Raw genomic sequence first — 14,276 nt, forward strand, 5'->3', positions numbered from 1 at the left:
TTGCGGGATTTTAATTTTATGTAAAAAATATATTATTTATTTACTGCTGCGTCTAACTCTGCTCCAGCTTTAAATTTTACTACATTTTTAGCTGCGATTTTAATTGTTGCCCCAGTTTGTGGGTTTCTTCCGTCTCTAGCTTCTCTTTTAGAAACAGACCAAGAACCAAAACCTACTAATGAAACTCTACCACCTTTATTTAAAGTACCCTCAACGTTGCTTAAAAATGACTCTAAAGACAATTTAGCAGCTGCTTTTGTAATTCCAGCAGAAGCTGCCATCGCATCGATTAATTCTGATTTGTTCATAATAAAATGTTTATTAATTTGGTTAAACTTAATTATTTTACACAAAATTAGTTGTATAACTGAATTGTGCAAGTGTTTACTGGTATTTTAAGTAGAATTGTTAATAAAATAGATATTTTGTTAATAACCTTGTTTTGATTTTTAATTTTTTTGCTTAATATCAATGTTTATAAGGCTTTATAGTGCTATAGAATTATCGCTTAGTTGTATTCCGTTTAAAAGTTCTTGAGTTGTCATTTTTCTTTTTCCAGGAAATTGTAGGCTATTAATTGATAAAAAACCATCATGTGTTGCTATTTTTAATTCTTTTTTAGAAGAAAAAATTTTCCCCACAGGGTAATTGTGACTTTCGTTTTCAAAAATGACATCATATAATTTAACATTCCATTCGTTGTCGTTGTCTTTTATGAATGTCCAAGCTGCAGGATAGGGATTTAGTCCTCTAATGTGGTTGTGGATTTCTTTTCCTTTTTTTGACCAATCTATCTTACAATTGTCTTTGTTTAATTTATAAGCGGTTTTAATTTCTTTATTTTCTACCTGAATAGTTGTGTTTACTTCTCCGCTAGAAATTAGTTCTAGAGTTTCAATTACAGCATCACAACCTAAAAGCATCAATCGATCATGTAGCTCTCCAACTGTTTCGTTGTTTTCAATTGGAGTTTCTTTATGAAGTATCATTGCTCCAGTATCTATCTTATCATCAATAAAAAATGTAGTTACACCAGTTTTTGTTTCTCCATTAATAATAGCCCAATTTATAGGGGCAGCGCCTCTATATTGTGGTAAAAGGGATGCGTGAAGATTAAAAGTTCCTAATTTTGGCATTTTCCAAACTACTTCGGGTAGCATTCTAAAAGCAACAATTACTTGAAGATTAGCTTCTAGTTTTTTTAAATCTGCTAGGAAGTTTTCATCTTTAAGATTAGTTGGTTGAAGTAAGTGTAGTTTTTTTTCAAGCGCATATTGCTTAACGGCACTCATGCTTACTTTTTGTCCTCTTCCTGCTGGTTTGTCTGGTGCGGTGATAACTCCAACTATATCATAATTATTATTGTAGATAGTATCAAGAATTCCAACTGCAAAGTCAGGAGTTCCCATGAATACGATTTTTAATTTTTCCATTATTTTAGGTAATATTGATTGTATGAATTAATTGCTATTTTGTCGTTTTCAAGTAAAGTCTGAATAGCAAAGATAGTGTCTTCTGAAGTTGTAGATAATTGATTTTCTATTTCTCTGGAAGTTAAATTAGTGTTTTTTAGAAGCTGCAGAATTTTTTCTATTAATTCGATATAGGTTTTCTTGTCTTTATTTTTGGTAATACAAAAAGAACAAATACCGCAGTTTTTAATGTTTTTCTCATCGAAATATTCAAGTAGTAATTTGCTTTTGCATTTATCGGTTGAAGCATAATTGACAACTTGTCTTAATTGGTCTGTTTTTAATTCGTTTTGATTTTCTAAAAATTTAGCGACACGATTAATAGTTAAAGCATCTTCTCTAGCTTCGTTAAATGTAATACTACTATCGTTATTTTGAATGTGTAGATTTATATAGTTGTTTTCGTGTAGATGAGTAATCACTTTTAAAACGTTTTCTTCTGTAGATTTAGCTTTTTTCGCAACTAAAGTTGTATTTATTTGTGTTTCTAATTCAAAAATTCCAGAATAGGTTCTAAGGATGGTTGTCACGATTTCTTCATTATGAGGGTTTAGACTCATGTATCGGAGGATTTCTTTACTAGGCGTTATAAATTGAAGGTTTACTTTTTCGGAAAATTCATTCTGTAGCGTAATTATTCCTTGTCTGTCAAGAAATTGTAATGCATTGTATGTTTTTAAAACAGGGAATTTGTATTGGGTGCAAAAATGATTTAAATTAAAAGAAAACTGTTCGCCAAATCCTTCACCATAGGCTATTTGAAAGTAATTGTTTAGCTTAATATAGGTTTCTTTCAGGAAATTTTTGTCTGGAAGTACAGATAAGAATTGTTGTTTTGCAGTCTTAATGTCTCCAGGGCTAATTAATAGAATTCCAAATGCTTTTTGGTTATTTCTTCCAGCTCTTCCAGCTTCTTGGTAGTAATTTTCTAAATTTTCAGGTAATTGAATGTGAATAACTGTTTTAACATCAGGTTTGTCAATTCCCATTCCGAAAGCATTAGTTGCTACAATAACTTGTACTTTGTTTTGCATCCAAAGCGACATGTTGGTTTCTTTTTCTTTACTACTAAGTCCGCCATGAAAATAAGTACTAGATATTCCTAAAGCAGTAAGTCTATTTGTGTTTTCTACACAGGCTTTTCTGTTTCTAACATAAATAATACTTGGTTGTGTATTTTTTTTGAGTATTTGATTGATTTTGTAGAATTTATCTTCCGTTTTTATAACATGAAAAGCCAGGTTATCTCTAGCAAATGATTTTCTGAAAATTTTCGGATTTTCGAGTTTTAAATTATTGATAATATCTTTTTCAACACGATTTGTAGCTGATGCTGTTAATGCTAAAAATGGGACCTTTGGAAAATGGGTCTTCAATTGACCAATCTTTAAATAGGAAGGTCTGAAATCGTGTCCCCATTGACTAATACAATGTGCTTCATCAACTGCAATTAGGTTTACAGGAAGTTGTTTTAAACGATCAATAATCCAGTCTTGCTGAAGACGTTCTGGAGAAAGATATAGAAACTTGTAATCACCAAACTGACAGTTGTCGAGTAGTTCTATAATCTCATTTTGAGAAATACCACCAAGTAGCGCAATGGCTTTAATGTTCTTTTTTTGTAAATTTTGAACTTGATCTTTTATTAAAGCAATTAAAGGAGAAACAACAATACAAATTCCTTCAAGAACCATAGCTGGAACTTGAAAGCATACAGATTTACCACCGCTAGTAGGCAACAAGGCAAAAGTATCGTTACCAGCTAAAACGGTATTTATAATTTCTTCTTGCGGTGCTCTAAATGTATCGTGTTTCCAGTATTTTTGAAGAATTTGTAGTGATGCTGTCATTTGAAAAAATTAGCTTAGTATTCTTTAAAACTACGAAAAACTATTTAGATAGGTTTTGTAGTACAAAATTGACTCTGTTTTCTACAGTATCTTTAGGGATTTCGATTAACTCATAACCAAAACTAGAATAGGTTTCTTTAAGGTGATCCTGAATTAAAATTGCTTGTTCGTAGCTTTCATAACGTTCCTTATCACTCACGTAAATATCTTTCCAAGGAGGAAGAATAAAAATCTTAGAATATTTATATTCAGAACAAGCTTTGTGGAAACTATCAGGATAGCTATCGCCAATATAATGCATATAGGCTAAAACATCAGGGATACCTCGATCAATAAAAACAATAGGCTCTTTTTCTTCAGTCGCTTGTTTAAATTGCTTAATTCTACCTTCTAATAAAAGTTCACTAAAAAGTAATGGTTTTTCTAAAAATAATTGTTCAATTCCTTGCTTTTGAGCTTCTTTAATAACGTCTCTTGATATTTCAGGATAGCAAATATGTCCTTTTTTAATTAAAGCATTTATTAAAGTTGTCTTTCCTGAACTTGGTCCTCCTATTAAAACTATTATTTCTTTATCCATTATATTAATAAAATATGAAATGCAAAAGTAGTTTTTTTTGAAAATGTATTCAACTTTTAAATTTTATGCTTTTTAAAATATTAATTCTTAACTTAAAAAAGTATATTTGCTATTCAAAAATAGGAATGAAGATGGATAAGAAAACGGAAGACTTTTATATACGTTTAAAAGAAGAATTGGCTAATAATACATTGTGGCCATCAGAATATTTATATAAATTTATTGTACCGGCAGATGTTGAAAAAGTAAACAAAGTTGAAAATGCATTTGACAAAATGGGAGCGGTAATAACAACAAAGCACTCAAAAACGGGAAAATATACAAGTATATCTGTGAGTGTTCAAATGAAAGACCCTCAGAGTGTAATTAATAAATATCAAGAACTTTCAGGAATTGAGGGTATAATATCATTATAATTATGGAAGTGAAAATTGAAGCAGTATCACAATTAGAATATAATTCTTTTAGAGAACAATTAATAATTCCAGAGTATGGAAGGCATTTACAGAAGGTAATTGATCAAGTTGCTGAAATAGAAGATAAAGAAGAGCGTAACAAAGCCGCAAAATATGTCATTTCTGTAATGGGGACATTAAATCCGCATTTAAGAGATGTACCAGATTTTCAACATAAACTTTGGGACCAATTGTTTATAATGTCTGATTTTAGATTAGATGTAGATTCACCCTATCCAATTCCTTCTAGAGAAGTTTTAAATCAAAGACCAGAAACTTTAAAATATCCTCAAAATTTTCCAAAATATCGTTTTTATGGTAACAATATCAAGTATATGATAGATGTAGCTGTTAAATGGGAAGACGGCGATATGAAAAGTGCCTTAATTCTTGTAATAGCAAATCATATGAAAAAATGCTATTTAAGTTGGAATAAAGAAACTGTTGAAGATGAAGTTATTTTTAATCATTTATATGAACTTTCGAAAGGAGAAATAAATCTTTTAAAATCAAATGAAGAGCTTTTAAACTCACACAATTTGATGAAGGTGAATAAAAAGATGTCGAATAAATCTCAGTTTGGTTCAAATAAAAATACTGTTTCTAAAAGCATTCATAAAAAGAAAAGTATAAATCCTAAAAATATAAAACGCAAATAAGTTCATGGGAACATTTCAAATAGAAGGAGGAAAAACATTAAAAGGAGAAATAACACCTCAAGGAGCAAAAAATGAAGCATTACAGGTGCTATGTACTGTTTTATTAACACCAGAAAAGGTTACAATTACTAATATTCCAGACATTATAGATGTAAGTAAATTAATTACATTATTAGGAAATTTAGGTGTTAAGATTAAAAAAAACGGACACGGATCATATACTTTTCAAGCAGATGAAGTTAACATAGGTTATCTTGAAACTGAAGCGTTCAAAAAAGAAGGTGGTTCATTGCGTGGTTCTATCATGATTGTAGGGCCATTATTAGCTCGTTTTGGAAAAGGATATATTCCTAAACCAGGAGGAGATAAAATTGGAAGAAGAAGATTAGATACTCATTTTGAAGGTTTTATAAACTTAGGTGCGAAATTTAGATACAACAGAGAAGATCACTTTTATGGTGTTGAAAGAACAGAAAGGTTAAAAGGAACTTATATGTTGCTCGATGAAGCTTCAGTAACTGGGACAGCAAATATTGTAATGGCTGCTGTTTTAGCAGAAGGAACAACAACAATTTATAATGCAGCTTGCGAACCATATTTACAACAATTATGTACCATGTTAAATTCAATGGGTGCAAAAATTGCAGGAGTAGGGTCGAATAAATTAATAATTGAAGGAGTAGAGGAACTTGGTGGTTGCGAACATAGAATTTTACCAGATATGATTGAAATTGGTTCTTGGATTGGTCTTGCGGCTATGACAAGAAGTGAGATTACAATTAAAGATGTAAGCTGGGATAATTTAGGACAAATTCCAAGTGTATTTAGAAAATTAGGTATTACTCTTGAAAGAAAAGGAGACGATATATTTATTCCAGCTCATAAAGATGGTTATCAAATAAAAACGGATATTGACGGTTCTATACTAACGATTGCAGATGCTCCTTGGCCTGGTTTTACACCCGATTTATTGAGTATTGTTTTAGTTGTTGCTACTCAAGCAAAAGGAGAAGTTTTAATACATCAAAAAATGTTTGAAAGCCGTTTGTTTTTTGTAGACAAACTAATTGATATGGGAGCAAAAATTATACTTTGCGATCCGCACAGAGCAATTGTTATAGGACATAATTTTCAATCGCAATTAAAGGCAACAACAATGACATCTCCAGATATTAGAGCAGGAGTTTCATTATTAATAGCTGCTCTTTCTGCGAAAGGAACAAGTACGATTCAAAATATTGAGCAAATTGATAGAGGATACGAAAGAATAGGAGAACGATTAACAGCAATTGGAGCTAGTATTGTTCGTATTTAATAATAGGTAATTATTGAATTTTAAATTATATAGCTAAACTCAATATTTTGGGTTTAGCTTTTTTAATGCCATGGAAATAGAGTTTTATTGTTTGTTGATGCTTTGTTTAGCCGCATTTGTTGCAGGTTTTATAGATGCAATTGTCGGAGGTGGTGGATTAATTCAAACACCTGCTGCGTTAATAATGTTACCCAATTTGAGCGTTGCTCATGTTATAGGGACTTTGAAAATCCCTGCCTTAAGCGGAACAAGTATCGCTACTTATCAATATTTGAAAAAAGTAAAAGTCAATTGGAAGTTGTTTGTAATAATGGCTTTCGTTTCATTTGTTTTTGCCTATTTAGGTTCTAGCTTGTTAAATATAATGAAAAGCGATTTCATGAAACCTGTACTTTTTGTAATACTCGTTTTATTGATGATTTATACTTACAAGAAAAAAGATTTTGGTCAGTTTCAGATTAGCACTTTAAGTAAAAAAAAGCAATATTTTTTCGCAATACTAATTTGTGTAGTAATTGGTTTCTATGATGGTTTTATAGGGCCAGGAACGGGAAGCTTACTCATTATGGCTTTTATTGCTATCTTAGGTTTTGATTTTTTAAAAGCATCTGCATATGCTAAGTTGGCCAATCTAGCAACAAATATCGGTTCTATATCATTATTCGTAATTAAGGGAAAAATAATATGGTCAATTGCAATTCCTATGGCAATATGTAATGCATTAGGTGCTTGGATTGGAGCGAGATTGGCGATTTCGAAAGGTAATTCATTTATTAGAGTTATTTTTTTAGTAATAGTTGGTATTGCACTATTACGTTTTGGCTATGATGTTTTTCTTGGATAGTAAAAAGTAAAGAAACTCCTGTTTTTCTATGAAAAACAGGAGTTTCTTTTAAATGGTAATCTGTTAAAATGAATTTAAGAAATCCAATTTCTTTTTTCTGCAAATTTAGAATACCAATATAAAAACAATGCCACTACAAGTATCATTATGGTCATAATAATCGCTCCTGGGCCATAAATTGAAGCAGACTTTATTATGAATAAATTATAAAACATTTGTACAACGACACCAACTACGGATAAAAGTAAAAATACTTGCGACCATTTTTTGCGTAGTAATAGCAAAGCACAACCTAAAGCACCACAGAAAACTGCAATTGCAAAAGCTGCTACAGCCCAAGTTGGAGTGTTAGAAATTGTAACAAGTTGCGCTTCGGTATACATTGCTTTAAAACTATCGGTTCTGTATGCTTGTTGTATATATTGATTAACACCCATTAGGTTCCAAATAAGTGAAAGCACACTAATAATCCAAAAAGAAAGGTTAGGTTTAGACATAATTTAAAAGTTAATTGGTTAATAATCACTAATTTAATAAAAAATCATCAATTAACCTTAAAATCTTAGACCAAATAATATCCCATCTCCTTGAAAACCATTTTGATACGCTCTCACATAGTCAATTCGTAAAAAGCGAAATTTACCAAAACCAATATTGTCAAAACCAACACTAAACTCTTGATAAGGTTTAGTATTAGGAACATTAATTTGATGAAAACCACCAACTAAGTTCCATTGCAATTTGTTAATTAAAGGGATTTTATTCATAATATAACCTTTAAAATTATGCTGCAAATGTGTTTCAACATAAGCATCATTCGTAGAATGAGTATAGTATGATAAAAGGTTAAAAGCATTAGTATAATTTCCTCTAAAATTTACATGTGTTTCGTTTCCGTTAAAATGTTTATAATCTATAAACGAAATGTTATCGGCATTAAAAAACTTTCCACCTCTAATATTCGCAGAAAAATCTCCTTTGTTTCCAAGTGTTTTGTTATAATCTACTCTTGCTGCAACAAAATCATGATTATAATTTGAATTAGAACCACCAAAGCCTTTTTCATAAGCAAAGCTTAAAATAGGATAGTCATCGTTCTGGATGTTTATTTTTCCATTGGGTCTCGAAATATATTTCTGACCAAAACGTATTCTTGTAGAAATGCTTGCTTTGTAAATACTGTGTTTTTCAAATCCAGAAGAGTAATTATGAGGTTGTAAAGGATCGTTAGAAGTGTATAAATCATCGTTTTTAATCACAGTATAGTCTGTAGTGTTAAATAAAGAATGTCTATTCTCGTAAGAAACTTTCCCGTTAGCATAAATTCCATTAACAATTTCTCGTCCGTAATTAATTTCTGCGAATTCCTTATTATATAATTTCATAAAATTGTTTTTGAAAAACAAAGTGCTTATTGAATTTATAAAATTTGAAATAGGTTCGTTTTCATTGAATTGACTGACTTTGCTTCCTCCAGTAATTGATAAATTGGCATTGTTTATAGTATTAAATCGATGATAAAAGGTTCCAGTAACTCGTAGTCTATCTTCTGCAATACCATAATTGAAAGTAGAATTTATTGAAGTAAATTTTCCGTTTTCATCATTCCATTTTCTAAATGAAAAACCGCTATCTAAATTCCATCCTTGAACAGTATTAAAACTTAAAGAAGAAAAATCTAATAGTCCTTTATAGCTTAAATTCCATTTTTCATGCGTATTTTTATAGGAATAACCACTTATAATGTCAAAAACTTTAAATTTATTCGACTTAGTATCTAAAGAGTCTAAGTACGTTTTTGACTCTCTAATAGTTTGTATACTATCTTTCTTTATGTAATTGTAGCTTTCTTCATCTGTTAATGGAACAGGTCTATTGGTTTGCCAAAAAGAATCCTCTTTTTTATTAGCATTGTCAGCAAAAGAAACAATTTCTCTTCCGAATGTTTTCTTTTCAAAATTGTCTTTGAAAATATAATTACTAAATACATGGGTGTATTTCCCAGTAAATTTCATTCCGAAAATTCCAGCATCAAAGTCTAAAGATTGAACGTTCTTTACCCAAATTTTAGAGTCTTTATTGTAGCTGAAATTTTGAGTTAATTTCATTGTCTCTAAAATAGGTTGTTGCATTCGGTATCCTTTAATATCCAAATCTATTCCAAAAATAGCCCAAGTATCTTCAACAATATAGATAAAACCTTCAAAAACAGGTTCTTTGTCTCTTTTAGCAGTTACACTTATTTTGTTTATAAGTTGATTTTTGTCGTCATAAAAACTCCCTTCTAATTTATATTTATAGTAATTGAAAGCATTGTCTGCTATGGGCGAAACCATATTAATGCCAAATTCGACATAGTTTTCATAGAAATCATAATTAGTACTTAATGCAGTATTATAACTGAATCCATTATTGTTTCCAGCAACTTTAGAAGCAATAATCTCTTCTTTGAGGTTGTCTGGTTTTTCAAATTTTATTTTAGAAACAGTTTCCGATAAATAAATAACACCACTACGAGTAGAATCTAAACTTCCATCAATGTCTCCAATTTCCATACCCATAAATTTTTCAGGAATATCTTTTACCTTGAAAATTCCTCTTGAATAGAAATCAGCTTCAAATTTATCTGTTTTTGCAGCATTAATTTTTTTATTAGCAATTGCTTTTTTTATAATTTCATTAGCTGGGTTAATTCCGTTTAGTAAAACAACTTCTTTGAGTTGTAGATTTTCTTCTTCAAGAACAACATTGAACTCGTGCGGAAATGAAGCGATATTTAAACTTTGTTTTTGTGTTTTATATCCTAAATATTGAAATAATAACGAAACATTATTTGTAGTGTTATAATTTAACTCATATTTTCCTTTTTCATTTGTAGTGGTACCTATATAAGTATTCTCAACATATATATTTACAAAAGGAAGAGGTTCTCCATTAACATCAGTAACAGTTCCTCTAATTTGAGAGAATAGAATACTATTAAATAATAAAAATAATAAAGCGAATAATTTTTTCATAAAGGAGTTTTATTTAATAGACGAGTTTAAAGTATCAAGGGTTGTACGAGTTTTATAGAAACGATTGAACAGCTAATTTGTAACTTTCCATTCCGAAACCAATAATGATTCCTTTTACATTAGGAGAAATATAAGATTGATGTCTAAATGATTCTCTCGAAAAAGTGTTTGATATGTGTACTTCTATTACTGGAGTTGTAATTCCTTTTATAGCATCTCCAATTCCGATTGATGTATGAGTATAAGCACCTGCATTTAAAATAATCCCATCATAACTAAAACCAACTTCATGTAGTTTATTGATAATTTCTCCTTCAATATTACTTTGATAATAATCAAAATTAATAGTATTGAAACTGGTTTTTAATTGCTCAAGATAATCTTCAAAGGTTAGACTACCATAAATTTCAGGTTCACGTTTTCCTAATAAATTAAGATTAGGACCATTTAGAATTAATAATTTCATAGGACTTTAAGAATTTGAGTAAAAATAAAAAAACCATTCATTAGTTGAATGGTTTTATATAAAGTTTATGATTAATTTAAAAAAGTATTCCTGCAGATAGTTGAAAAACACTGTTTTTAGCATCAGCATTTTTTGATATCTCACTTAATCCAAGATTATATCTTGCTTGAATAAATAAAGATTTTGTCAACTTAAGTCCTAGTCCACCATTCACGCTAAAATCAAATGAATTGTAATCATTTAGATTGAATTCGTCTTTTTTGCTTAATAAAAATGATGCTTGTGGACCCATTTCTAAACTAATACTTTTATTAAGGTTAATTTTTGCTAAAAGAGGAATTGAAATGTAACCTAACTCATTTTTGAATTCACCAATTGCGTTCTTATAGGAAGCACCTTGAGTAGAATATAGTAATTCAGGTTGCAAGGCAAACGAATCTGAAAGAGAAATTTCTCCGATTAAACCAGCATGATAACTAGTTATTGCATCAGTTTTAATAGAAGTGTCTGTTAAATTGGCATAATTTAGACCACCTTTAATACCAATTTTTAATGTTTGTGCGTAAAAACTATTCATAGTTATTACACTCAGAAGTAAGATAAAAACTACTTTTTTCATATAAACTTAATTTAATAGGTTAAAAACAACAGTTTGTATTAATTAAAACGTTGAATAGTTCCTTAAAATTATATTTAGAAGTAAAATATTTAATAAAGGTGATCGATTAAAAGCTATTTTTCACCGATTAAAAGGTTGTTGATATGTTAATGATAAAATTTGGAATTATTTTTTTATATAGATATTGGTTTTATTTAGTTGTTTTATTATATAAATTAGGATTTATTGTTTTAATTATTCAATTTAAGTCATAAAAATAATTGAAAAAATAATTTTTAATCTATTATTTTTATTTATTCTGTGTTTTTATCGTTTTAGTAGGCTGTAATTTTTTCTTAAAAATGGTTCTATTTGTTTGTTGTACAGTTTTTTAAGTTTTTTTTACATTGCTTCATTTGGTTTTTTTATATTTTTTTAAATGAGAAAAGTGTTAAAGTAGTAACTTTCTTATGCTTTTTTTTAAAGTTTTATATAGTTTTGTAGTCTCAAAATTTAAATTAAAATAAAATGAAAAAATTAGTATTATCTGCAGTAGCAGTTTTTGCATTTACTTTTGCAAATGCACAAGAAGGAGAAGGAGCTGGGTTTTCTAAAGGTGATGTTTTTATTTCTGGATCTGTTGGTTTTGATTCAACTAAGCAAGGTGACGCTAAATCTAACGAGTTCACTTTTTCACCAGCTGCTGGTTATTTTTTAACTGAAAACATTGCTGCTGGAGTAAGATTGAATATTGTTAGCGGTGAAGAAACTACTGAAACTACTTATTCTGAATTTGGAGCAGATGTTTTTGGACGTTATTATTTTACTCCTGCATCTAAATTTTCTGTTTTTGGAGAATTAGCTGTTGGTTTTGGTAATGAAAAAAGAGAAACTGTTACTAACATAGAAACTAAATATACTAGTTTTGGTGTTAATGCTGGAGTTGGTGTTAATTATTTCTTATCTGATAATTTTGCTATTGAAGCAGGATGGGCTGGATTAGGATATAACTCTAGAAAATTAGATGCTGACGGAGCAGATGCTCAAAATTCATTTGGTTTAGCAGTTGACATGAGTTCAATTAATTTAGGATTAGTTTATAAATTCTAATTATAAAGGATTAATAGATAGAAATCCCGCTTTTGCGGGATTTTTTATTTCATAAAGTGGCGTATTTCATTCTTTTTTTTCTGTTTTACATTTATTTTTTTTATAGTTTTGCATCATTAAAAATGAATTATAAAAATAAACAAAAATGAAAAAATTATTACTATCTGTAATTGCATTATATACGTTTAGTGTAGCTAATGCTCAAGATGAAATTTTAGTTAATCCAATCCTTTCTAGTAAAGGTGAAAATTATTTGCCAGAAATGGATGACTGGGCGATTAGCTTTAATGCTGACGGTATTTTTGAATATATTGGTAACTCTTTTAATGGGACTGCTGATAATAGAGGTCCTGAAGTTGATTATGTGAGAAATAATACATTTGTTGGGAAAATGTTTAAATCTGATAAAAAAGCATATAGAGTTGTTGCTAATTTAGGATTTGGTTCTGATTCCGATACTAATCCAGCTGGTGCTGGTGCTACTGAAGAAATTAAGAGTAGTGCTTTTGATGTTGCTTTAGGTTTAGGTCAAGAATGGAGAAAAGGAAATACGCGTTTGCAAGGTTTTTATGGTGCTGATGCATTAATAACTGCAAGTTCAAATAAAACAAAGACTGAAAACTTTGATGTTGATGGTAATTTTGTTGATAGTAATGAATTTAAGTCAGGATTATCTTTAGGTTTGGGAGTTCAAGGTTTTATTGGTGCTGAATATTTTATTTTTCCAAAATTTGCGATTGGAGCTCAATATACTTACAGAGTAGGTTTTGATCTTAAAGGGAAAGCTAAGACTACGACTCAAACTGGTACAGCAGATCCTGTAACTGTTGATGGAAGTAAAGGCTCTTCTTTTGGTTTAGGAAATGTTGGTATTGCTTCAATTAATTTAACATTACATTTCTAATCAGAAAGAAAATATAATAATTATTAAAATCCCGATAGATTCGGGATTTTTTTATGTCTTTTTTTGATACTTTTGGCTTATGAGCAATTGGCAATCTTATATTAAAGAATATAGAAACTATCTAAAATTAGAAAGAGGTCTTTCTGAGAATACAATTGAAAATTATTCTTTTGATATAGAGAAACTATTGATGTTTCTATCGGAAAATAAAATAACTGAATCTCCTATTCTCATTTCAGAAGAAATAATCCAACAATTTATTTATGATGTTTCTTCTAAAGTGAATGCGAAAAGTCAAGCAAGGATAATTTCTGGATTGAAAAGTTTCTTTAATTACTTAGTTTTTGAGGATTATAGAGATACGACTCCAATGGAATTGATAGAAGTACCTAAGACAGGAAGAAAGTTGCCAGATACGCTTTCTATAGAGGAAATTGACAATCTAATTGGAGCTATTGATTTGTCAAGTTTTGAAGGGGAAAGGAATAGAGCAATATTGGAAACTCTTTATAGTTGCGGTCTTCGTGTTTCTGAGTTAGTAGCATTGAAAATTTCTGATTTGTTTTTTGAAGAAGGTTTTTTAAAAGTTACAGGTAAAGGAGATAAACAACGTTTTGTGCCTTTAAGTAAATCAACAGAAAAGTATATAACAATATATAAAGAACAAATTCGTGTTCAGGTAAATGTTCAAAAAGGCTTTGAAGACACTTTGTTTTTAAATAGAAGAGGAAAGCAGTTAACGCGAGCAATGATATTTACTATCATAAAAGATTTGGCTAAGAAAATTAATTTAGCAAAAGTAATTAGTCCGCATACTTTTAGGCATTCTTTTGCTACGCATTTACTTGAAAATGGAGCAGATTTGCGTTCTATTCAATTAATGCTAGGACATGAGTCGATAACTACAACAGAAATTTATATGCATTTAGATACTAAGTTTCTAGCCGATGTCTTGAATAATTTTCATCCTAGGAAATAAACGTATTGATAAGTATGATATAGTTAT

At 29.6% G+C, this 14,276-nt stretch carries 15 protein-coding genes; 7 read left to right on the forward strand and 8 right to left on the reverse strand.

Features of this window, described 5'->3' with window-relative positions:
- Window positions 1-32: 32 nt before the first annotated feature.
- From L2Z92_RS12060 to L2Z92_RS12075, 4 genes are all read right to left on the reverse strand, one after another.
- On the reverse strand, window positions 33-308 hold the full coding sequence (locus L2Z92_RS12060) for an HU family DNA-binding protein (protein ID WP_236453480.1): 276 nt from the start codon (window positions 306-308) through the stop codon (window positions 33-35).
- A gap of 177 nt (window positions 309-485) precedes the next feature.
- Window positions 486-1,433 (reverse strand): methionyl-tRNA formyltransferase, encoded by a 948-nt coding sequence (gene fmt / locus L2Z92_RS12065; RefSeq protein WP_236453482.1) that lies wholly within the window; start codon window positions 1,431-1,433, stop codon window positions 486-488.
- Window positions 1,433-3,322, reverse strand: coding sequence for a RecQ family ATP-dependent DNA helicase (locus tag L2Z92_RS12070; RefSeq protein ID WP_236453486.1), 1,890 nt, complete (start codon window positions 3,320-3,322; stop codon window positions 1,433-1,435). The genes fmt and L2Z92_RS12070 overlap by 1 nt, the downstream gene beginning before the upstream one ends.
- Window positions 3,323-3,362: 40 nt before the next feature.
- Window positions 3,363-3,902 (reverse strand): AAA family ATPase, encoded by a 540-nt coding sequence (locus L2Z92_RS12075; RefSeq protein ID WP_236453489.1) that lies wholly within the window; start codon window positions 3,900-3,902, stop codon window positions 3,363-3,365.
- A gap of 131 nt (window positions 3,903-4,033) precedes the next feature.
- On the opposite strand from L2Z92_RS12075, the gene L2Z92_RS12080 reads away from it, so the two are divergent.
- The 4 genes from L2Z92_RS12080 (at window position 4,034) to L2Z92_RS12095 (ending at window position 7,175) form a co-directional block, all read left to right on the forward strand.
- Entirely contained in the window at window positions 4,034-4,318 is a 285-nt protein-coding gene (locus L2Z92_RS12080) for a DUF493 family protein (protein WP_379677220.1), read from the forward strand.
- Between the two features lie 2 nt (window positions 4,319-4,320).
- Entirely contained in the window at window positions 4,321-5,016 is a 696-nt protein-coding gene (locus tag L2Z92_RS12085) for a DUF4290 domain-containing protein (protein WP_236453492.1), read from the forward strand.
- Window positions 5,017-5,020: 4 nt separating this feature from the next.
- A complete protein-coding gene (murA, locus tag L2Z92_RS12090) occupies window positions 5,021-6,331 on the forward strand; it encodes a UDP-N-acetylglucosamine 1-carboxyvinyltransferase (RefSeq protein WP_236453512.1) in 1,311 nt (436 codons plus the stop codon).
- Between the two features lie 76 nt (window positions 6,332-6,407).
- Window positions 6,408-7,175: a sulfite exporter TauE/SafE family protein gene (locus L2Z92_RS12095; protein ID WP_236458855.1), complete on the forward strand. Its 768-nt coding sequence runs from the start codon at window positions 6,408-6,410 to the stop codon at window positions 7,173-7,175.
- A gap of 74 nt (window positions 7,176-7,249) precedes the next feature.
- Here the strand turns inward: L2Z92_RS12095 and L2Z92_RS12100 are convergent, their stop codons facing one another.
- From L2Z92_RS12100 to L2Z92_RS12115, 4 genes are all read right to left on the reverse strand, one after another.
- Window positions 7,250-7,672: a hypothetical protein gene (locus tag L2Z92_RS12100; protein ID WP_236453515.1), complete on the reverse strand. Its 423-nt coding sequence runs from the start codon at window positions 7,670-7,672 to the stop codon at window positions 7,250-7,252.
- Between the two features lie 57 nt (window positions 7,673-7,729).
- Window positions 7,730-10,192, reverse strand: a complete 2,463-nt coding sequence (locus L2Z92_RS12105) for a DUF5686 and carboxypeptidase regulatory-like domain-containing protein (RefSeq protein WP_236453518.1) — start codon at window positions 10,190-10,192, stop codon at window positions 7,730-7,732.
- 52 nt (window positions 10,193-10,244) lie between these two features.
- Window positions 10,245-10,658, reverse strand: coding sequence for a type II 3-dehydroquinate dehydratase (gene aroQ / locus L2Z92_RS12110; protein WP_236453520.1), 414 nt, complete (start codon window positions 10,656-10,658; stop codon window positions 10,245-10,247).
- 76 nt (window positions 10,659-10,734) lie between these two features.
- On the reverse strand, window positions 10,735-11,277 hold the full coding sequence (locus L2Z92_RS12115) for a porin family protein (RefSeq protein ID WP_236453523.1): 543 nt from the start codon (window positions 11,275-11,277) through the stop codon (window positions 10,735-10,737).
- 507 nt (window positions 11,278-11,784) lie between these two features.
- Between L2Z92_RS12115 and L2Z92_RS12120 the strand changes: the two genes are divergently transcribed.
- The 3 genes from L2Z92_RS12120 to xerA all read left to right on the forward strand — a co-directional run bounded on the left by L2Z92_RS12120 (window position 11,785) and on the right by xerA (window position 14,249).
- Window positions 11,785-12,366: an outer membrane beta-barrel protein gene (locus tag L2Z92_RS12120; protein WP_236453526.1), complete on the forward strand. Its 582-nt coding sequence runs from the start codon at window positions 11,785-11,787 to the stop codon at window positions 12,364-12,366.
- 145 nt (window positions 12,367-12,511) lie between these two features.
- A complete protein-coding gene (locus L2Z92_RS12125) occupies window positions 12,512-13,270 on the forward strand; it encodes a hypothetical protein (protein ID WP_236453529.1) in 759 nt (252 codons plus the stop codon).
- Window positions 13,271-13,349: 79 nt separating this feature from the next.
- Window positions 13,350-14,249 (forward strand): site-specific tyrosine recombinase/integron integrase, encoded by a 900-nt coding sequence (gene xerA / locus L2Z92_RS12130; RefSeq protein ID WP_236453532.1) that lies wholly within the window; start codon window positions 13,350-13,352, stop codon window positions 14,247-14,249.
- The last annotated feature ends 27 nt before the right edge of the window (window positions 14,250-14,276 follow it).

The organism is Flavobacterium jumunjinense (assembly GCF_021650975.2).
Classification (GTDB): Bacteria; Bacteroidota; Bacteroidia; order Flavobacteriales; family Flavobacteriaceae; genus Flavobacterium; species Flavobacterium jumunjinense.

Bases quoted from the DNA above. Each gene is read 5' to 3' on its own strand.
- L2Z92_RS12105 (WP_236453518.1), bottom strand. From the start codon at position 10,192: ATGAAAAAATTATTCGCTTTATTATTTTTATTATTTAATAGTATTCTA.
- L2Z92_RS12075 (WP_236453489.1), bottom strand. From the start codon at position 3,902: ATGGATAAAGAAATAATAGTTTTAATAGGAGGACCAAGTTCAGGAAAG.
- L2Z92_RS12060 (WP_236453480.1), bottom strand. From the start codon at position 308: ATGAACAAATCAGAATTAATCGATGCGATGGCAGCTTCTGCTGGAATT.
- L2Z92_RS12125 (WP_236453529.1), top strand. From the start codon at position 12,512: ATGAAAAAATTATTACTATCTGTAATTGCATTATATACGTTTAGTGTA.
- aroQ (WP_236453520.1), bottom strand. From the start codon at position 10,658: ATGAAATTATTAATTCTAAATGGTCCTAATCTTAATTTATTAGGAAAA.
- L2Z92_RS12080 (WP_379677220.1), top strand. From the start codon at position 4,034: ATGGATAAGAAAACGGAAGACTTTTATATACGTTTAAAAGAAGAATTG.
- L2Z92_RS12070 (WP_236453486.1), bottom strand. From the start codon at position 3,322: ATGACAGCATCACTACAAATTCTTCAAAAATACTGGAAACACGATACA.
- murA (WP_236453512.1), top strand. From the start codon at position 5,021: ATGGGAACATTTCAAATAGAAGGAGGAAAAACATTAAAAGGAGAAATA.
- L2Z92_RS12085 (WP_236453492.1), top strand. From the start codon at position 4,321: ATGGAAGTGAAAATTGAAGCAGTATCACAATTAGAATATAATTCTTTT.
- L2Z92_RS12115 (WP_236453523.1), bottom strand. From the start codon at position 11,277: ATGAAAAAAGTAGTTTTTATCTTACTTCTGAGTGTAATAACTATGAAT.
- fmt (WP_236453482.1), bottom strand. From the start codon at position 1,433: ATGGAAAAATTAAAAATCGTATTCATGGGAACTCCTGACTTTGCAGTT.
- L2Z92_RS12100 (WP_236453515.1), bottom strand. From the start codon at position 7,672: ATGTCTAAACCTAACCTTTCTTTTTGGATTATTAGTGTGCTTTCACTT.
- xerA (WP_236453532.1), top strand. From the start codon at position 13,350: ATGAGCAATTGGCAATCTTATATTAAAGAATATAGAAACTATCTAAAA.
- L2Z92_RS12120 (WP_236453526.1), top strand. From the start codon at position 11,785: ATGAAAAAATTAGTATTATCTGCAGTAGCAGTTTTTGCATTTACTTTT.